18 protein-coding genes are annotated in these 18,102 nt (G+C 62.4%); 7 read left to right on the top strand and 11 right to left on the bottom strand.

Annotation, left to right across the window (positions count from 1 at the left end):
• Positions 1-102 precede the first annotated feature (102 nt).
• The 8 genes from BM382_RS23395 to BM382_RS23360 form a co-directional block, all read right to left on the bottom strand.
• Positions 103-1,671, bottom strand: coding sequence for a flagellar hook-associated protein 3 (locus tag BM382_RS23395; RefSeq protein WP_011059955.1), 1,569 nt, complete (start codon positions 1,669-1,671; stop codon positions 103-105).
• Between the two features lie 13 nt (positions 1,672-1,684).
• Positions 1,685-3,736 carry a flagellar hook-associated protein FlgK gene (gene flgK, locus BM382_RS23390; protein ID WP_011059954.1) on the bottom strand — a complete coding sequence of 684 codons (2,052 nt, stop codon included), beginning with the start codon at positions 3,734-3,736 and terminating at the stop codon, positions 1,685-1,687.
• Positions 3,737-3,746: 10 nt separating this feature from the next.
• The gene (gene flgJ / locus BM382_RS23385; RefSeq protein ID WP_011059953.1) at positions 3,747-5,009 is read right to left on the bottom strand and encodes a flagellar assembly peptidoglycan hydrolase FlgJ; all 1,263 of its coding nucleotides are present in this window, start codon (positions 5,007-5,009) and stop codon (positions 3,747-3,749) included.
• Between the two features lie 10 nt (positions 5,010-5,019).
• Positions 5,020-6,129, bottom strand: a complete 1,110-nt coding sequence (locus BM382_RS23380) for a flagellar basal body P-ring protein FlgI (RefSeq protein ID WP_011059952.1) — start codon at positions 6,127-6,129, stop codon at positions 5,020-5,022.
• Between the two features lie 15 nt (positions 6,130-6,144).
• The gene (gene flgH / locus BM382_RS23375; RefSeq protein WP_011059951.1) at positions 6,145-6,840 is read right to left on the bottom strand and encodes a flagellar basal body L-ring protein FlgH; all 696 of its coding nucleotides are present in this window, start codon (positions 6,838-6,840) and stop codon (positions 6,145-6,147) included.
• 61 nt (positions 6,841-6,901) lie between these two features.
• A complete protein-coding gene (gene flgG / locus BM382_RS23370) occupies positions 6,902-7,687 on the bottom strand; it encodes a flagellar basal-body rod protein FlgG (protein WP_011059950.1) in 786 nt (261 codons plus the stop codon).
• Positions 7,688-7,732: 45 nt separating this feature from the next.
• A complete protein-coding gene (flgF, locus tag BM382_RS23365; protein ID WP_015634616.1) occupies positions 7,733-8,473 on the bottom strand; it encodes a flagellar basal-body rod protein FlgF in 741 nt (246 codons plus the stop codon).
• A gap of 205 nt (positions 8,474-8,678) precedes the next feature.
• Positions 8,679-10,247: a sigma-54-dependent phenylalanine hydroxylase transcriptional regulator PhhR gene (locus tag BM382_RS23360; protein ID WP_047284476.1), complete on the bottom strand. Its 1,569-nt coding sequence runs from the start codon at positions 10,245-10,247 to the stop codon at positions 8,679-8,681.
• 307 nt (positions 10,248-10,554) lie between these two features.
• Here BM382_RS23360 and phhA point away from each other — a divergent pair, with 307 nt between their 5' ends.
• The 6 genes from phhA (at position 10,555) to BM382_RS23335 (ending at position 14,871) form a co-directional block, all read left to right on the top strand.
• Positions 10,555-11,346: a phenylalanine 4-monooxygenase gene (phhA, locus tag BM382_RS23355; protein WP_011059947.1), complete on the top strand. Its 792-nt coding sequence runs from the start codon at positions 10,555-10,557 to the stop codon at positions 11,344-11,346.
• A 70-nt stretch (positions 11,347-11,416) separates the two neighbouring features.
• On the top strand, positions 11,417-11,773 hold the full coding sequence (locus BM382_RS23350) for a 4a-hydroxytetrahydrobiopterin dehydratase (protein WP_007930096.1): 357 nt from the start codon (positions 11,417-11,419) through the stop codon (positions 11,771-11,773).
• On the top strand, positions 11,773-12,963 hold the full coding sequence (locus tag BM382_RS23345; protein ID WP_072444231.1) for an amino acid aminotransferase: 1,191 nt from the start codon (positions 11,773-11,775) through the stop codon (positions 12,961-12,963). The genes BM382_RS23350 and BM382_RS23345 overlap by 1 nt, the downstream gene beginning before the upstream one ends.
• A 194-nt stretch (positions 12,964-13,157) precedes the next feature.
• Positions 13,158-13,289 (top strand): hypothetical protein, encoded by a 132-nt coding sequence (locus BM382_RS32200; RefSeq protein WP_015634613.1) that lies wholly within the window; start codon positions 13,158-13,160, stop codon positions 13,287-13,289.
• A gap of 83 nt (positions 13,290-13,372) precedes the next feature.
• Positions 13,373-13,555 (top strand): hypothetical protein, encoded by a 183-nt coding sequence (locus BM382_RS23340; protein ID WP_072444233.1) that lies wholly within the window; start codon positions 13,373-13,375, stop codon positions 13,553-13,555.
• Positions 13,556-13,671: 116 nt separating this feature from the next.
• Complete coding sequence (locus BM382_RS23335; protein WP_011059944.1) at positions 13,672-14,871, top strand: MFS transporter; 1,200 nt, start codon at positions 13,672-13,674, stop codon at positions 14,869-14,871.
• Here BM382_RS23335 and arfB read toward each other — a convergent pair.
• The 3 genes from arfB to BM382_RS31710 all read right to left on the bottom strand — a co-directional run bounded on the left by arfB (position 14,868) and on the right by BM382_RS31710 (position 17,879).
• Positions 14,868-15,281 (bottom strand): alternative ribosome rescue aminoacyl-tRNA hydrolase ArfB, encoded by a 414-nt coding sequence (gene arfB / locus BM382_RS23330; RefSeq protein WP_011059943.1) that lies wholly within the window; start codon positions 15,279-15,281, stop codon positions 14,868-14,870. The two genes, BM382_RS23335 and arfB, sit on opposite strands and share 4 nt — an antisense overlap.
• Positions 15,282-15,485: 204 nt before the next feature.
• A complete protein-coding gene (locus BM382_RS23325) occupies positions 15,486-16,907 on the bottom strand; it encodes an amino acid permease (protein ID WP_011059942.1) in 1,422 nt (473 codons plus the stop codon).
• A gap of 651 nt (positions 16,908-17,558) precedes the next feature.
• On the bottom strand, positions 17,559-17,879 hold the full coding sequence (locus BM382_RS31710) for a hypothetical protein (protein WP_134532568.1): 321 nt from the start codon (positions 17,877-17,879) through the stop codon (positions 17,559-17,561).
• Between the two features lie 49 nt (positions 17,880-17,928).
• On the opposite strand from BM382_RS31710, the gene BM382_RS31925 reads away from it, so the two are divergent.
• Entirely contained in the window at positions 17,929-18,066 is a 138-nt protein-coding gene (locus BM382_RS31925; RefSeq protein ID WP_011059941.1) for a hypothetical protein, read from the top strand.
• The last annotated feature ends 36 nt before the right edge of the window (positions 18,067-18,102 follow it).

Raw genomic sequence — 18,102 nt, 5'->3', positions numbered from 1 at the left:
GCGAGCCCTGGCCAGTGATGCCAGGGCTGCAAGACCGCTTAAAAAAGACGGCTGGCTGCTCGAAGATCGCGGCGTCCGGGCGCCAGCCCGAACGCCACGCACTCAGACCTTGTTGAACAGACCCAGTTGGGCAATCTTGCTGAAGGCCAGCTGCGAGGCTTGCAGCATGGTCTGTTGCAGGGTCAGGCGGGTCATCACTTCGGCCGGATCGGAGTCGCTGATGGCCGAGCGGGTCTTGGTGTTGGCAGCTGCCAGGCTTTCGTTGATTTCGGTCTGGGTGTCCAGGGCCGAACCACGACCACCCACCGAACTGATACCGATGGACAGCTGGTCGATGCCACTGGCCAGGTTGGCCATCCCCGAGGCGAGGTCGGCCAGTTGCTTCTGGGTCGCCAGGGTGTTGCCGGCGGTTGGCGTGTTCAAGGCGTTTTTCAGCTGGCTCACGGTATCCAGTATGTTCTGGGTCTCGTGGGTGTTGACCGACACACTGAACTGATCGTTGGCCGCCGGAGAAGGCGCGCCGGTCAGGGTGAAGCTCACGCCCGCCGCGGTGGCGACGTTGCCCGGCCCGACCACGCCCGAGGACACCGGCTTGCTATCAGCGGTCAGTGGCGCAGCGTACAGATCGAAATTGGTAGCGCTGGTGAACTTGAGGATCGCCGAACCACTGGGGAAGGTGGAGTTGTAGGCCACCGGATCGGTAATGCTGGTGTTCGAGACCTGAGTCATGCTCGGGTTGCCCGGAGAGCGCGCCACGTTGAAGGTGTCCGGCTTGGAGCCCAGGGTGAAGGTATGCCCCGGCAGCACGGCGTTGGCGTCGTCACCGGACTTGAGGTTGACGTTCAGGCTCAGGTCGACCCCACGGAAGCTCACGGTCTGGTTCGGCGCAGTGCCGAAAACACCGCCTTTGCTGGCCTCGGCCGTCACATCGTTGCCACTGCCGTCGACGATCTTCAGCTGGGTGCCGGACACGAAGGACACGGTGTAAGGCTCGCCGCTGCGGAATTGGCTGTTGTAGGCACCGTTGTTGGCCACCTGGCCGTTGGACAGGGAAATCCGCCCGTCATCCACGGCTGGCGCGGTCATGGTGACCTGGCTGCGGCTGGTGTTCAGTGCCTGCTGGAACACGTCCCAACCGGTGCTGTTGGCGGCCATCATCATGGTGTCGCCGACCGGCAGTTGCAGGCTGCTCTGGTCACCGTTGTAGCTGTAGGTGCCATCGGAGTTGCGGCTGAACGGCGGAACGTCATCCTTGGAGCCACCGAAGATGTACTTGCCGTTTTCGTCCTGGGAGTTCATCAGGCTCAGCAACTGCTCTTCGATCTGCCCCAGTTCCGAAGCATTGGCCTGGCGGTCGGCGTCGGTGTAACCGGCGTTGCCGGCACCGGAGGCCAGTTCCTTGGCGCGGGCCAGCACGTTGTTGATGCTGGTCATCACCGATTCGGTCTGGCCCAGGGAGGCCTTGATCGAGTTGGTGTTGGTCTTGTACTGGTCCAGCAACGAAGCCTGTTGGCCCAGCTGCAGCAGGCGCGCGGCACCTACCGGATCGTCGGCAGCGGTCTTGACGCGAACCAGGCTGCTGGCCTCTTCGCTGCTCTGGACCACTTTGGAAAAGTTCTTCTGGTAGTTGGTAGCCGAGGACTCGTAAAACTGGGAGGTGGAAATGCGCATGGGCTACGACTCCTTAAAGGCTGTTGATCAGCGTGCTGAAGGTTTCCTGCGCAGCCTTGATGATCTGCGACGACGCTGTGTAGTACTGCTGGAACTTGACCAGGTTGCCGGTCTCATCATCCAGGTTGACCCCGGACAGCGAGTCCCGGGCGCCCTTGGCGTTAGCCAGGATGGTGCCGGTAGCGGCGCTGTCGAGGCTGCCCTGACTGGCCTTGGCGCCGACGTTCTCGATCAGCTTGCCGTAGGCATCCACCAGGGTGATGCCTTTGCTGGCAGAACCTGTATCGACTGTCTGCTTGCTCTGCAAACCGGCCAGCGCCAGGCCGTTGCGGTTGTCCGAAGAGCCGGCGCCGTTCACCGAGATGTTCATGCTGTCGCCGGCGGCGGGAGCGCCGGCCACGGTCATCTGCACGCCGAACGTCTTGGTCACCGGTGGCGTGCCGCCGTCGGTGATCGGCGCACCGCTGGCATCCAGCATGTTGATCTGCAGGTTGAGGGTGTTGGTCTGCCCGGGAACGATGGAGCCGCTGCCCATCTTGTTGCCCTTGGCATCGAAATAGTCGTAGCTCTGGCTGCCGCCTGCCGGCGCATTGAACACCACTTTGACCGGGCCCGAATTCTTGATTGCGGTCTGCATCTCAAGCTTGGCTGCGGCGTCGTAGTTGTCGATCGGCACGCTCAAGGAAGGCTGCGCGGAAATGCTCAGGGAGCTCTTGAGCCCGGCAGCCAGCTCGGCCTTCAGCGGAGCCGCGAGGGCCAGGCGCTTGGGGTCGGTCATTTCGGTCTGGATGGTGGTAGCGGCATTGCGGGTCGGAGTGATCTTGAAGCTGTCACCGGCACCGACCGTACCATTGAGTTTCAGCGAGAAGCCATCGATCACCGGTGCCGGGCTGGTGGTGGTGCTGAAGCTGCCCATGTCGGTGCCATCGGAACGCTTGACGCTGTAGTCGGTGGCACTGCTGAAGGTCACGGTGTAGTCGCTGGTGCTCAGCTTGCCGGTGTCCTTGATGGTGACATCGAAGTTGCCCGAGCCTGCGCTGTTGGTGGCACTGCCAATGCTGCGCTGGCTGATCATCCGGGCACTGTTGATGTCGTTGAACAGGTTGCCGCCGAAATCACCGTTCTTGTCGATGCCTTGAGCCATCAGGCTGTTCATCTGGTCGGCGACCACGAGGGCTACGCGGCCCAGCTCGTTCATCGCCGGATCCAGCACTTCGCTGCGGTAGCGCAGCAGGCCGCCGATCTCGCCACCGGTGGTGAGGTTGGTGATGTCGATGCTGCTCGAGCCCCGGTTCAACTGCAGCGCGGAGCGGCTCGGGTCGTTCTTGCCCTGCACCACTTCCAGGGTATTGGCCGAGTTACCCATGACCAGCGGCTGGCCGCTGCCCAGGTACAGGTCGACGCTGGAGCCACGCTCCGAGACCTGCACGCCGATGAAGGTCGAAAGCTGGCGCACGGTTTCATTACGCGCATCGAGCAGATCGTTGGGCATGCCGTTGCCGTTGGTCGACAGCTCGGAAATCTTCTGGTTGAGCTGGGCCACGGTGTTGGCCAGCTTGTTGACCTGGTCCGCCATGTTCGCCAGGTTGCCGTTGATATTGGTGTTCTGCTGGTTGAGCTGGCTGGATACCGAGTTGAAACGGTTGCTCAGGGCCTGGGTGTCGCTGAGCAGCAACTGCCGGGAAGCCTCGTCGGTAGGCTTGGCGTTGAGGTTCTGCACCGAGGCGAAGAACTTGGTCAGGGCGCCGGTCATGCCGGTGCCGCTGTCCGACAGCAATTGGTCGATCGGACTGATCTGCCCCTGGAACGCCGCGGCATCGCTGTTGAGCGAGGTGGCGGTGCGCAACTGGGCATCGAGGAAGCTGTTATAGACCCGGCGCACGTCCGCCAGGGTGGTGCCGGTGCCGATGAAGACGTTGCCATTCTGGCTGGAGGCCTTGGTGCCCTGCACGGTCTGCTGACGCGAGTACCCGGCGGTGTCGGCGTTGGCAATGTTGTTACCCGTGGTCATCAACGACGTTTGGCTGGCGGCCAGCCCCGACATCCCGATATTGAGCAAACTCATGATTCAGACCTTATAAATTCGTGGAAACGCCAGCCGCAGCGTAGTTCTGGTAATTCTTCATCTGCTTGGCTATCTGCGAAATCTTGCTTGCGTAATCCGGGTCCGTTGCATACCCGGCTTTTTGCAACTCGCGAACAAACTGTTCTGGTTTATCGGCCACCTTCAGCACTTCTTGATAGCGATTGTTGCTCTGCAACAAGGTCACCAGATCGTGGAAGCTGTCCTGATAGGAATCGTAGGAACGGAACGCCGCCGTCTCCTTGACCATCTGCCCGTTGCGGAACTCGCTGGTGATCGCCCGGGCCTGTGCACCCTGCCAACTGCTGCCGGCCTTGATGCCGAACAGGTTGTGGCTGCTGCTGCCATCCTGCTGGCGCATCACCGATTTGCCCCAGCCGGTTTCCAGGGCGGCCTGGGCCACCAGGTAGCGCGGATCGATCCCGATACGCTGGGCCGCCTGCTGCGCCATCGGCAGCATGGTGGCGACGAAGTCGTCGGCGGAACTGAAGGCACGCTTGGCCGGTGCCAGCGGCGGCTGGGCCATGGCCCGGCCATAGACCCGCATCTTGCCCTGGGACGCGGCGTAGCCCTGATTGACCCGCCACTCGCCCCGCAGCACGGCATCGGCGGCCGGGCTGTTGCGGGTCGGCGCGGCGTTCTGTGCGCCGCCCTCGACGGCACCGGCCGACGGCACGATGCCGGTCAACAGGCGATCGGTGAGCTTGCTGGGCAGGGACAGACGCCGCTGGTTGAGCAGCACCATGTCGTTATGCGCCACGCTCGTGCGCAAAGGATCGTGGGCCCGCGAAGCCCACATCGGGCGCTGGCCGTTGACCCGGCTCAACGGACCATCCTGGGCCGTGGTACCGGCAGCGATCGGCGTCGGAGTCGCCACCGGCGCCGCGGCCGGCAAAGTCGTGGTGGCCGCATTCGGATGAGCCGGCTTGTTCTTCATCATCTGGCGCATCAGCACATTGGCCAGGCCGATACCGCCACCCTCGCGAGACAGGGACACCGCCAACTGCTGGTCATACATGTCCTGGTACTGCTTGGCGGCCGGGGTATTGAGCGGGTTGTCCTGGCCTATGACGTCAGTGGCCTTGCGCATGGACTTGAGCATTTCATTGAGAAACAGCGACTCGAACTCCTGCGCCACTTTGCGCACGTTGGCTTCGCCGTCCTTGTCGCCGACCTTCAGTTGCTGCAGGCGGTTGAGGTCGGAGTAAGACCCGGAATCGCCGCTGCCAATCAGTCCGCTCTTACGAATATCCATGGCGCTCACCTCAAATCACGATCAGGTCGGCCTGCAAGGCGCCGGCCTGTTTCAAGGCTTCAAGGATGGCCATCAAGTCGCCTGGCGCCGCGCCCACCTGGTTCACCGCCCGGACGATCTCATCCAGAGTGGTGCCCGGGCCGAACTTGAACATCGGCTTGGCTTCCTGCTGAGCATTGACCCGCGAGCGGGGCACCACCGCGGTCTGGCCATTGGACAGAGGGCCGGGCTGGCTGACGATCGGGTCTTCGGTAATGGTCACGGTCAGGCTGCCGTGGGTCACCGCCGCCGGCGAGACCTTGACGTTCTGGCCAATGACGATGGTGCCGGTACGGGAGTTGATGATGACCTTCGCCACCGCCTGCCCCGGATCGATCTCCAGGTTCTCCAGGATCGACAGGTAGTCCACACGCTGGCTTGGGTCCAGGGGTGCAGTCACCCGGATCGAGCCACCGTCGATGGCTTGAGCCACGCCTGGGCCGAGCATGTCGTTGATCTTGTCGACGATGCGCTTGGCGGTGGTGAAATCCGACCGGTTGAGGTTCAGGGTCAGGCTGTTGCCCTGGTTGAAACCACTGGGCACGGCACGCTCGACCGAGGCTCCACCAGGAATCCGCCCGGCCGACGGTACGTTGACGGTGATCTTCGAACCGTCGCGTCCTTCGGCATCGAAACCACCCACCACCAGGTTGCCCTGGGCGATGGCGTAGACGTTGCCGTCGATACCCTTGAGCGGCGTCAGCAGCAAGGTGCCGCCACGCAGGCTCTTGGAGTTACCAATGGAGGACACGGTGATATCCACCTGCTGGCCCGGCTTGGCGAACGCCGGCAGATCGGCACTCACCGACACCGCCGCGACGTTCTTCAACTGCACGTTGCCGGAGCCGGCCGGCACCTTGATGCCGAACTGCGACAGCATGTTGTTGAAGGTCTGCAAGGTGAAAGGCGTCTGGGTAGTCTGGTCGCCGGTACCGTTAAGCCCGACCACCAGGCCATAGCCGATCAATTGGTTGGAACGCACGCCGGAAATGCTGGCGATGTCCTTCAACCGCTCGGCCTGGACGCCAAGGGAAGTGGACAGCAACAACGCCGCCGCCATCAGGTGCTTGAAATTGAGCATGAGTCTTTTCATCACCTAGAAAGGGAACAGCGGGCTGAGGAAGAAACGGTCGAACCAGCCAGGCTGGTTGGCATCGGCAAACGAGCCGGTGCCCGAATAGGTGATGCGTGCATCCGCGACCCGGGTCGAGGACACGGTGTTGTCGGTGGCGATGTCGTCCGCCCGTACCAGGCCTGCAATCCGCACCAGCTCATCGCCGGTGTTGAGGGTCATCCACTTCTCGCCACGCACCGCGATGATGCCGTTGGGCAGTACGTCGGCCACGGTCACGGTGATCGAACCGGTCAGGCTATTGCTCTGGGCCGCCTTGCTGTCGCCCTTGGTGGCGCGATTGCCGCTGTAGCCGGCATTCAGGGTCAGGTCGCCGTCGCCCAGCGGGTTGTTGGTGTTGGGCACGGCACCGAACAGCGAGGTCAGGCCAATGCTGTTGGAACTGGTCTTGGTCAGCGCCGAGTTGGCACCCTTGCTGGCGTTGGTCCGCTCGTTCAGGGTAATGGTGATGATGTCACCGACCCGGAACGCCTTGCGGTCGCTGTAAAGGTTCTGCTCGAAGCCGGCCTGGTAGATCGAACCGTTGTTGGACGCGGAAGGCAGCGGCGTACGCGGCAGCACCGGCGCGTAGTAAGGGTCATTGGGCTTGGGCGGCGGGGCGACACAGCCCGCGAGCACGGCACTCCCACTCAGCGCTAGAACACAAATAAACCGATTCATGACCCTTCCTCACGATGTTGCCGGTGCGCCACTTCAGACCCGTGGCGACCTCAAGACTTGATTACAGCTTCTGCGTAATGAACGAGAGCATCTGGTCCGCGGTGGAGATCACCTTGGAGTTCATCTCGTAAGCGCGCTGAGTGGTGATCATGTTGACCATCTCCTCAACGGTGCTGACGTTGGAGGCTTCCAGGGTGTTCTGCAGCGTGGTGCCGAAACCGTTGAGGCCCGGGGTACCGATCTGCGGCGCACCACTGGCGGCGGTTTCCAGGAACAGGTTGTTGCCCTGGGCCTGCAGGCCTGCCGGGTTGATGAAGTCGGCGGTTTGCAGGTTGCCGATCACCTGGGACGCCGGGTTGCCGGCAATGGTGATGGACACGGTGCCGTCCTGGCCTACGGTGAAGGTCTGCGCATCGTTGGGCACGACAACCGCAGGCTCCAGGGCAAAACCGCTGGCGGTGACGATCTGGCCGTCGGAGTTCAGGTGGAAAGTACCGTCACGGGTGTAGGCCGTGGTGCCATCGGGCTGCAGGATCTGGAAGAAACCGCGGCCGTTGATGGCCAGGTCCAGAGGCTGCTCGGTGGTCTGCAGGCTGCCGGCGGTGAAGTTCTTCTGGGTGCCGACAATGCGCACACCGGTACCGACCTGCAGGCCGGTTGGCAGCTCGCTGTCCTGGGTGGACTGGGCCCCCGGCTGACGCTTGATCTGGTACAGCAGGTCCTGGAACTCGGCGCGATCACGTTTGAAGCCCGTGGTCGAGACGTTCGCCAGGTTGTTGGAAATGACGGTCAGGTTGGTGTCCTGGGCGGACAGACCGGTTTTGGCAACCCATAGAGCCGGAAGCATTGATTTCTCCTCTCGCGCCTGTTTTACGGCGCTAGATACTGGTAATTAGCTGATCTGCAAGACCCGAGCCATGGCCTGGTCGTCTTCTTTGGCGCTGTTCATCATCTTCACGTGCAATTCGAACTGCCGGGACAAGGCCAGCACCGCGGTCATCTCTTCAACGGCGTTGACGTTGCTCGACTCCAGGAAGCCCGAGACCACCTGGACATTGGCATCGGCGGGTGCCGGCTGGCCGTCCTTGGTCTTGATCGAGCCGTCCAGGCCTTTGGTGAGGTTCTTGATGTCCGGGTTGACCAGCTTGATGCGGTCGACCTCGGCCATGACTCGCGGGCCCTCGCCCATGGCACGGATACTGATGGTGCCGTCCTGGCCAACTTCGATCTTCTGCTCGGGTGGCACGGCGATCGGGCCGCCATTGCCCATCACCGGCATACCGTTGCCGGCGCGCAGCACACCCAGGGCGTCGACATTCAAACTGCCGGTACGCACATAGCTTTCGCTGCCGTCGGGGCTCTGCACGGCGATCCAGCCGTTGCCGCTGACGGCCACGTCCAGGTCACGACCGGTCTCCACCATCGAGCCGGCACTGAAATCCGTTGCCGGGCGCTCGCTCATGGCAAAGGCGCGCGCCGGAAAGCTGTCACCAAATACCGGCATCGCACGGGCCTGCTCCAGGTCGCGCTGAAAACCATTGGTAGAGATGTTCGCCAGATTGTTGGCATGAGCCTTTTGCGCCAGTGCATTCTGGCTGGCGCCGGTCATTGCCACATAAAGGTACTTGTCCACAGTCTTTCCTCTGTCTGCCGGACGTTTGCCGCCCACCGCTGTACTGCGAAGCCATAAGCAATAAGCGCACCAACTTTTTCACGCAGTGGTGATCCCCAGGCGGGGCAAGGCTTTGCCTGATTACAGAGGAAAAAACAGCGCTGACAGAAGACGGAAAAACGGCGGTCTTATGCCGCTACCGGCAAGTAACGGCCCGGATACAAGCCTAGGGATTGTCGCCGGCATTCTTGCCGACCTCGTATTCGCGCAGCTTGTTGGCGATGGTGGTGTGGGAAACCCCCAGCCGCTTGCCCAGCTGACGGCTGCTGGGGTGCTCGGCGTACAGACTCTCGAGCACGGCCTTTTCAAAGCGCCCGACAATCTGTTCCAGGCCACCCTCCAGGGAGAAATCGCCAAGCGGCTGGCGCGCACCATAGTCCGGCAGCCGGATGTGCTCGGTCTTGACCGTACCGCCATCGCACAGGGAAACCGCCTGAAACAGCACGTTCTCCAGTTGCCGCACATTGCCCGGCCAGTGGTAGTGACTGAGGCGTTCCATGGCCGCCGGCGCCAGACGCGGCAACGGGCAACCGATCTGCCGGCTGGCCTGGTCGAGAAAGTGCTCCACCAGGGGGGTCAGGCCGTCGAGGCATTCGCGCAATGGCGGAATGTGCAGGGACAGCACATTCAACCGGTGATAGAGGTCCTGACGGAACTCGCCCCTGGCGCACAACTCGGAAAGATCCACCTGGGTCGCGCAGATCACCCGCACATCCAGGTACACCTCTTCATCGCTGCCGACCCGGCGGAAGCAGCCATCCTGCAGGAAGCGCAGCAGCTTGACCTGCAAGCGCGGGCTCATCTCCCCTACCCCGTCGAGAAACAGGGTGCCACCGGCGGTCAGCTCCAGCAGCCCCAGCTTGCCCTCTGCCCGAGCCCCCTCGAAGGCGCCGGGGCCGTAGCCGAACAGCTCGGTCTCGGCCATGGACTCCGGCAACCCGGCGCAGTTCAGGGCCATCAGCGGCGACTGCCCGCGCGGGCTGGCCAGGTGACAGGCACGGGCCAGCAGCTCCTTGCCGGTCCCGGTCTCGCCCTCGATCAGCAGCGGCGCATCCAGCGGCGCCATGCGCCGAGCCTCACGCACCACCGCCGCCATGACCTTCGAACTCTGGAAGATGCTGTCGAAGCCCCGCAGCTCCTGCTTGCGCACGTTGTAGATGCGCTCGCCAACGCGATCCGCCCGGTGCAAGGTCAATACCGCGCCGGCCATGGCTTCGCTGTCGTCATGTTCCGATTGCAGCGGCGCGATGTCCGCCAAGAACACATCGCCCCTGACCTTGACCCGCAACCCGTTGATCCGCGACTGGTTGGCCCGCACCAGTTCCGGCAGGTCGAAGTCTTCGGCGTAGCGCGACAGGGGAATGCCCGGCACCTCGTCCACCCGCACCCCGAGCAACTGCGCTGCGGCCCGGTTCGCCGCCACGATGGAGCCGCCCATGTCGATGGACAGCACCGGGAACTCCAGAGCCCCCAACAGCGCATTGAGCTCCATGTGCCGGCGCTCGCTGGGCATCAACCCGACTCGCTTGACGCCAAACACCCCGGCGATGGACTCGAACTTGGGGCGCAGCGCCTGGAATTGCAGGTTGATCAGGTTCGGGCAGTGCAGATAGATGGCATTGCCATGCTCGCCCCCCACCTCGCCGCGGGCCACGTTGATCCCGTACTCCACCAGCAGGTTGAGAATGTCGCGCAGGATGCCGATGCGATTCTGGCAGTGAACTTTGATACGCATAGAAGGAAGGCCCTGGGACTGACAGTGAAAGGCATAAGCGCCGAAAACCGACGCTTATGGCATCGGGTTTTACAAACTTTCTGCAGGATGGCGCAGATAATCGTCAAGATTATGTGACAGCAAACGGCTTTTTCAAACCTGAAAACCCACCACAGGGTGGAGACTCCGCCAGATTCGTAACGTTTACTTTACAAATTGATGCACAACAGCCCTCCACCCGCACCGGCCACCTGCTGCAAAGCGTCGCACCCTCGGGTATCACTGGGGTCACACATAACAAGAACGCATCCCCTGGCAGGAGAGCAGCATGAAGCAGACGCAGTACGTGGCCCGCGAGCCCGACGCGCAAGGTTTTATCGACTATCCACCCGAAGAGCACGCGGTGTGGAACACCCTGATCACACGCCAGTTGAAAGTGATCGAGGGTCGTGCGTGCCAGGAGTACCTGGACGGCATCGACAAGCTCGGATTGCCCCACGACCGTATTCCGCAACTGGGCGAAATCAACAAGGTCCTGGGTGAAACCACCGGCTGGCAAGTGGCCCGGGTACCAGCGCTGATCCCCTTCCAGACTTTCTTCGAACTGCTGGCCAGCAAGCGCTTTCCCGTGGCGACCTTCATTCGCACCCGCGAAGAACTCGACTACCTGCAAGAGCCGGACATCTTCCACGAGATCTTTGGCCACTGCCCGCTGCTGACCAACCCCTGGTTCGCCGAATTCACCCACACCTACGGCAAGCTCGGCCTGCAAGCCACCAAGGAAGAGCGGGTGTACCTGGCGCGCCTGTACTGGATGACCATCGAGTTCGGCCTGGTGGACACCCCGGCCGGGCGGCGCATCTATGGCGGCGGCATCCTGTCCTCGCCCAAGGAGACCGTGTACAGCCTGTCCGAAGAGCCGGAACACCAGGCCTTCGACCCGCTGGAAGCCATGCGCACGCCGTATCGCATCGACATCCTGCAGCCGATCTATTTCACCCTGCCCAACCTCAAGCGCCTGTTCGACCTGGCCCACGAAGACATCATGGCCCTGGTCCACCAAGGCATGCAGCTGGGCCTGCACGCCCCCAAGTTTCCGCCAAAACCCAAGGCGGCCTGAGCGGCCCGCACTCGCGAGCCGCTGCGAAAGATAGTAACTTCCAACAAGAATTGAATCCTGGGAACCCACCATGACCGCTCTGAACCAAGCCCATTGCGAAGCCTGCCGTGCCGATGCTCCTCAAGTCAGCGACGAAGAACTGCCGGTACTGATCAAGCAGATCCCTGACTGGAACATCGAAGTTCGCGATGGCGTGATGCAGCTGGAAAAAGTCTTCCTGTTCAAGAACTTCAAATTTGCCCTGGCTTTCACCAACGCCATGGGCGAGATCTCCGAGGCCGAAGGCCACCACCCGGGCCTGCTCACCGAGTGGGGCAAGGTCACCGTGACCTGGTGGAGCCACTCGATCAAGGGCCTGCACCGCAACGACTTCATCATGGCAGCCCGCACCGATGAAGTGGCCAAGACCGCAGAAGGACGCAAGTAATGCACTTCGACGCCATCGGCCGGGTTCCCGGCGACCCGATTCTCGGCCTGATGGGGGCCTACGCCAACGATCCCAACCCGCGCAAGTTCGACCTCGGCGTGGGGGTCTACAAGGACTCCCAGGGCCTGACGCCGATCCCGCGCTCGGTGAAGCTGGCCGAACAGCGCCTGGTGGACAGCCAGGACACCAAGATCTACATCGGCGGCCATGGCGACGCGGCCTTCGGCAAGGTGATCAATGAACTGGTACTGGGCAGCGATTCGAAACTGATCGCCACCCAGCGTGCCGGCGCCACGCAGACCCCGGGCGGCACTGGCGCCCTGCGCCTGAGTGCCGACTTCATCGCCCACTGCCTGCCGGGCCGTGGCGTGTGGCTGAGCAACCCGACCTGGCCGATCCACGAGACCATCTTTGCCGCGGCCGGGGTCAAGGTCAGTCACTACCCCTATGTGGGCAGCGACAACCGCCTGGACGTCGAGGCCATGCTGGCGACCCTGAGCCAGGTGCCCGAGGGCGACGTGGTGCTGCTGCACGCCTGCTGCCACAACCCCACCGGCTTCGACCTCGGACACGCCGACTGGCAACGCGTGCTGGACGTGGTACGCAGCCGCAAGCTGCTGCCGCTGATCGACTTCGCCTACCAGGGCTTCGGCGACGGCCTGGAGCAGGATGCCTGGGCCGTGCGGCTGTTCGCCGCCGAACTGCCGGAAGTGCTGATCACCAGCTCCTGCTCGAAGAACTTCGGCCTGTACCGCGACCGGACCGGCGCTTTGATCGTCTGCACCCAGGACGCCGAGAAACTGCTCGATGTGCGCAGCCAACTGGCCCATATCGCCCGTAACCTGTGGTCCACGCCACCGGATCACGGCGCGGCGGTGGTCGCCACCATCCTCGGCGACCCGGAGCTGAAAAGCCTCTGGGCCGACGAAGTGGAAACCATGCGCCTGCGGATCGCGCAACTGCGCGCCGGCCTGCTGGAGGCCTTGCAGCCTTACGGCCTGGCCGAACGTTTCGCGCATATCGGCGTGCAACGGGGAATGTTCTCCTACACCGGCCTGAGCCCTGCCCAGGTCCAGGAGCTGCGTGACCACCACAGCGTGTACATGGTCAGCTCCGGCCGCGCCAACGTGGCCGGGATCGACGCCAGCCGCCTGGACTTGCTGGCTGAAGCCATCGCCCGGGTCGTATAGCAACTTGCGCACCGTCACAGGCAGCCCTCTGGCTGCCTGTGACGGCAAGCCGCACCACTCGATGAAATCCCTTTCATCCCAAAAAGCGCGATAAAAATCTTTTTGTCATTTCCAGTGCTGTATCCTGCCCAAGCTTTTTAAAAGCGCGGATCTACCCAGCGATTTAAAAAACAGACTTTGCGAGGAGCAACGACATGCATGAGATCCCGAATCTCCCCTTCCCAAGCCTGCACGAAACTGAGCAGACAACTCCGCCACAAGCCAGTGCCGACAAGCCTGTAGTGCAAGAAGCCGCCGACAGCCGCAAGGCCGACAGCGAAGACTGAAAGCTGTAACCAGACCGTGTGGAAAGCGCTACTCAAGCGCTTTCCACACCGCCTGAAACCCTCCTCCCGAGCCCCGCCGCACCATGACCGAATCCTTCAGCGAAACCCAAGCCAGCGTGCTGATCGGCACTGCCGAACAGATGATCGACGTGTGGAATCGCCTCAGCGATGAAAAACAGGCCGCTCTGCTGGCCCGCTTCGGCACCCAGGAAAATGCCCTGGCCGCCTTGGTCACCACCCGGTTGCTGGGCAACAATGACGCCTGAACCGACTCCGGCCAGGTAAAAACCTGAACAACCCATCGATTTCCCCCACAACCCCTCCCTGCACATCGGTATCATAAGCAGCCTATCTATTGAGCTGTCGCAGTGGTCCCCTTCCCATGCCAGATACCCAGCGCCCCTTGACGGTCACGCTGCACGTCGTCTCCATCGTCCTGTTCACCTTTATCGGCTACCTGAATATCGGCATTCCGCTGGCAGTATTGCCGGGCTACGTGCACAGCGAGCTGGGCTTTGGCGCGGTGATCGCCGGCCTGGTGATCAGCGTGCAATACCTGGCCACCCTGCTCAGCCGGCCCTATGCCGGGCGCATCATCGACAATCTGGGCAGCAAGCGCGCGGTGATGTACGGCCTGGCCGGCTGCGGCTTGAGCGGGGTGTTCATGCTGCTTTCGGCCTGGCTGCACAACCTGCCGACCCTGAGCCTGATCAGCCTGCTGATCGGCCGCCTGGTCCTGGGCAGCGCGGAAAGCCTGGTGGGCTCGGGCTCCATCGGCTGGGGCATCGGCCGGGTCGGGGCGCAGAATACCGCCAAGGTGATTTCCTGGAACGGCATCGCCAGCTACGGCGCCCTGGCCATCGGCGCGCCGCTGGGGGTGTGGCTGGTAAGCCGGCTGGGGCTGTGGAGCATGGGAGCGAGCATCATCCTGCTGGCGCTGCTCGGCCTGCTGCTGGCCTGGCCGAAACTCGCCGCGCCGATCGTTGCCGGCGAGCGCTTGCCGTTCATCCACGTGCTGGGCAAGGTGTTTCCCCACGGCTGCGGCCTGGCCCTGGGCTCCATCGGCTTTGGCACCATCGCCACCTTCATCACCCTGTACTACGCCACCCGGCACTGGGACAACGCCGTACTGTGCCTGAGCCTGTTCGGTGCCAGCTTCATCGGCGCGCGCCTGCTGTTCGGCAACCTGATCAACCGCCTCGGCGGCTTTCGCGTGGCGATTGCCTGCCTGTCGGTGGAAACCCTCGGCCTGTTGCTGCTGTGGCTGGCACCGGATGCCAATTGGGCCCTGGCCGGCGCAGCCCTGAGCGGCTTCGGCTTCTCCCTGGTATTCCCGGCCCTGGGGGTGGAAGCGGTGAACCTGGTGCCAGCCTCCAGCCGCGGCGCGGCAGTGGGGGCCTACTCGCTGTTCATCGACCTGTCGCTGGGCATCACCGGCCCGCTGGCGGGGGCGATTGCTGCTGGTTTCGGCTTTGCCTCGATCTTCCTGTTCGCCGCCATCGCTGCCTGCACCGGCCTGGTGCTGAGCCTGTACCTGTACCACCAGGCGCCCAAGCTGCGCCAAGAACGCGAGGCGCGCTAGAAGTCCACTTTGCCGCGCCCGGCCTTGATGCTGCCGCGCTTGGCCTTGGTCTCCAGGCGGCGCTTCTTCGAACCCAGGGTCGGCTTGGTCGGGCGGCGCTTCTTCTCCACCTTGATGGCGCTGAGAATCAGCTCGGTGAGGCGCTCCAGGGCATCGGCGCGGTTCTGCTCCTGGGTGCGGTACTGCTGGGCCTTGAGGATGATCACGCCGTCACTGGTGATGCGGCTGTCGCGCAGCGCCAGCAGGCGCTCCTTGTAGAACGGAGGCAGGGACGAAGCCGGAATGTCGAAGCGCAGGTGCACCGCGCTGGACACCTTGTTGACGTTCTGCCCACCGGCGCCCTGGGCACGGATGGCGGTCAGCTCGATCTCGGCATCCGGCAGATGCACGTTGTTGGAAATCACCAGCATGGAACAGGGATCCGTCTTCAGGGCGCATAGGATACCCCCATTCCCCACGCTCTTGCGGGTCTCTTCGCTGGCAAGCCAGCCCCCTACAGCGGGCAGGCACACCGTAGGAGCCGGCTTGCCGGCGAAAGCGATCTCAGCCCCCGACAAAAATCACGGCCATGAAAAACCCGGCCGGAGCCGGGTTAGTCGTTGCCAGGGCCGCGCTTACTTCAGCGAAGCACTGGCTGCCTGCAGCGCGTGCTGGGCACTGCGCTTGTTCTTGATGCAGTAGCAGACCCACATGAACACCACCCACACCGGGATCGCGTACACCGAGATCTGGATGCCCGGAATCATCAGCATGATGCCCAGGATGAACACCACGAACGCCAGGCAGACGTAGTTGCCGTAGGGGTACCACAGCGCCTTGAACAGCGAGGTCTGGCCGGTACGCTCCATGTGCTGGCGGAACTTGAAGTGCGAGTAGCTGATCATCGCCCAGTTGATCACCAGGGTCGCCACCACCAGGGACATCAGCAGCTCCAGGGCGTGCTGCGGAATCAGGTAGTTGAGCACCACGGCGACGAAGGTCACCAGCGCCGAAGCGAGGATCGACATCACCGGCACGCCGCGCTTGTCGATCTTGGCCAGGGCCTTGGGCGCATCGCCCTGCTCGGCCATGCCCAGGAGCATGCGGCTGTTGCAATAGGTGCCGCTGTTGTACACCGACAGCGCCGCGGTCAGGACCACGAAGTTGAGGATGTGCGCCGCGGTGTTGCTGCCCAGCATCGAGAACACCTGGACGAACGGGCTGCCGCTGTAGGCATCGCCGGAAGCGTTCAGGGTCACCAGCAGGGTGTCCCACGGCGTCAGCGACAGCAGCACCACCAGGGCGCCGATGTAGAAAATCAGGATGCGATAGATCACCTGATTGATCGCCTTGGGGATCACGGTCTTCGGCTTGTCGGCTTCCGCTGCAGTGAAACCGAGCATTTCCAGGCCGCCGAAGGAGAACATGATGATTGCCATGGCCATCACCAGGCCGCTGACCCCATTGGGGAAGAAGCCGCCGTGGGACCACAGGTTGCTCACCGAGGCCTGCGGGCCGCCGTGGCCGCTGACCAGCAGGTAGCTGCCCAGGGCGATCATGCCGACGATGGCGACCACCTTGATGATGGCGAACCAGAACTCGGCCTCGCCGAAGACCTTGACGTTGGCCAGGTTGATGGCGTTGATCATGACGAAGAACACGGCTGCCGAGGCCCAGGTCGGGACGTCCGGCCACCAGTAGTGCACATACTTGCCGACCGCTGTCAGCTCCGACATGCCCACCAGGATATAGAGGATCCAGCAGTTCCAGCCCGAGAGGAAACCGGCAAAGCCGCCCCAGTATTTATGGGCAAAGTGGCTGAAGGAGCCGGCCACCGGCTCCTCGACGATCATCTCGCCGAGCTGGCGCATGATCATGAAAGCGATGAAACCGCAGATGGCATAACCGAGGATCATCGACGGGCCGGCGGACTTGAGCACCCCGGCCGACCCCAGGAACAAACCGGTACCAATCGCGCCGCCCAGGGCGATCAGTTGAATATGGCGATTCTTCAGGCCGCGTTTCAGCTCGCCCGAATGCGAGTTTTGTCCACTCATGAAAAGGCTCTCACGCAAGGTAATGTGTGTCAGACGTTGCCGCCCGGTAAAGGCTTAAGCGGCGCGGATCAAACCCCAGCGCAGGCACCAGAAGTTCAGCGTTCTTTTAACGGTCATGCGTCACCTGTTTGTTTTTATCTGTGACGAAATCGAACCCACCACGCTCGTGACGCGGCGGAGTGAACAAGGTGGATAACCTTGAGTTTATTGGCCTTGCAGCGAGCTCTTCAGCGCCTCGCAAGCGGTCTGGAAAGCACGTTTCAGGCGCAAAATGCGCGGGTACGCAGTTGGGTCACAGTTAAAACGCCGCGCATTGTACACCCCTGACTCCCTGCCGCCAGACACCGCTTTATCAGCGTGCCGGTAACCGGAATCCTGCGGGGCCAGCCCGATGCTCGGCATCGGCGGCGCGAAAGTGGACGGACCGAGTGGGGTCGTCGATAAATGAGCGAAGGCCATCGCCCATCGAAGGGTGTGGGTGAAAGTCGGTTACGGCGTTCATTGCGCCTCCTTCTTGTTATGCACCTGTACGCAGGCAGATGTGCATCTCACCTGCCTTGGCGCCCCGGAACAAGCGGGCTAGAGCCTCGGCGGTGGCTTTCCCGAACAACTGCCGGCAGCTTTTCCTTACAGCACATCCATCGCCGCGAATTACAGGCGGATCACGGCGCATTTCGTAATTTTTTCTTTACGAGGCGTAACGATAAATTGCCAAACCAGATCAACTGGCGAACCGACTGCAAATTGACACCCACGCCGCCCGACAAGCGGAAAAGCCTTAGCTTTTTGTTTTCTGGGAATAAATATTTCACCTAAAAATAGAAAATAAAGTTCAGCAGAAAATAATCTAATTATTTTTTTGCACTTCAAAATGCCCTGGACTAGGTTTCCAGCCACTTGCCGGCTCAGCCAGCCGACAAGTTCCGGGAGTGGATGAGCGGCCCAGCAACCTTCCCGTTCTCCGCTGTTCAACTGCTCCGCCAATGGACTGCTTACACGCACTGTATCTAGGAGAGACACCATGCAAGCACTGGAACAAGACCTGGAAACCGAACTGCAACTGGACGACTGGTTCGAAGCCGCCACCCATGAAGCAGCAGTGGAAATGATGCAGGCCGACGCGGTGGTGCCATTCGGCACTGCCATGTGGCCGATGTAAGGCGCCCGGACCGGTGCAGGCCTGGTGCCTGCGCCG

The sequence above is a fragment of the Pseudomonas sp. NFPP25 genome, assembly GCF_900116505.1.
Taxonomy (GTDB): domain Bacteria; phylum Pseudomonadota; class Gammaproteobacteria; order Pseudomonadales; family Pseudomonadaceae; genus Aquipseudomonas; species Aquipseudomonas protegens.
This window is presented reverse-complemented; position numbering and strand designations above follow the sequence as displayed.

Coding starts and splice junctions, on each gene's coding strand:
- arfB (WP_011059943.1), bottom strand. CDS start 15,281: ATGCTGGTGATTTCCAACAACGTGCATCTGCCGGATGCCGAGATCGAG.
- flgG (WP_011059950.1), bottom strand. CDS start 7,687: ATGCTTCCGGCTCTATGGGTTGCCAAAACCGGTCTGTCCGCCCAGGAC.
- BM382_RS32200 (WP_015634613.1), top strand. CDS start 13,158: ATGCATGAGATCCCGAATCTCCCCTTCCCAAGCCTGCACGAAACTGAG.
- BM382_RS23325 (WP_011059942.1), bottom strand. CDS start 16,907: ATGAGTGGACAAAACTCGCATTCGGGCGAGCTGAAACGCGGCCTGAAG.
- flgH (WP_011059951.1), bottom strand. CDS start 6,840: ATGAATCGGTTTATTTGTGTTCTAGCGCTGAGTGGGAGTGCCGTGCTC.
- BM382_RS23360 (WP_047284476.1), bottom strand. CDS start 10,247: ATGCGTATCAAAGTTCACTGCCAGAATCGCATCGGCATCCTGCGCGAC.
- BM382_RS23340 (WP_072444233.1), top strand. CDS start 13,373: ATGACCGAATCCTTCAGCGAAACCCAAGCCAGCGTGCTGATCGGCACT.
- flgK (WP_011059954.1), bottom strand. CDS start 3,736: ATGAGTTTGCTCAATATCGGGATGTCGGGGCTGGCCGCCAGCCAAACG.
- BM382_RS23345 (WP_072444231.1), top strand. CDS start 11,773: ATGCACTTCGACGCCATCGGCCGGGTTCCCGGCGACCCGATTCTCGGC.
- BM382_RS23335 (WP_011059944.1), top strand. CDS start 13,672: ATGCCAGATACCCAGCGCCCCTTGACGGTCACGCTGCACGTCGTCTCC.
- phhA (WP_011059947.1), top strand. CDS start 10,555: ATGAAGCAGACGCAGTACGTGGCCCGCGAGCCCGACGCGCAAGGTTTT.
- BM382_RS23395 (WP_011059955.1), bottom strand. CDS start 1,671: ATGCGCATTTCCACCTCCCAGTTTTACGAGTCCTCGGCTACCAACTAC.
- BM382_RS23380 (WP_011059952.1), bottom strand. CDS start 6,129: ATGCTCAATTTCAAGCACCTGATGGCGGCGGCGTTGTTGCTGTCCACT.
- BM382_RS23350 (WP_007930096.1), top strand. CDS start 11,417: ATGACCGCTCTGAACCAAGCCCATTGCGAAGCCTGCCGTGCCGATGCT.
- BM382_RS31925 (WP_011059941.1), top strand. CDS start 17,929: ATGCAAGCACTGGAACAAGACCTGGAAACCGAACTGCAACTGGACGAC.
- flgJ (WP_011059953.1), bottom strand. CDS start 5,009: ATGGATATTCGTAAGAGCGGACTGATTGGCAGCGGCGATTCCGGGTCT.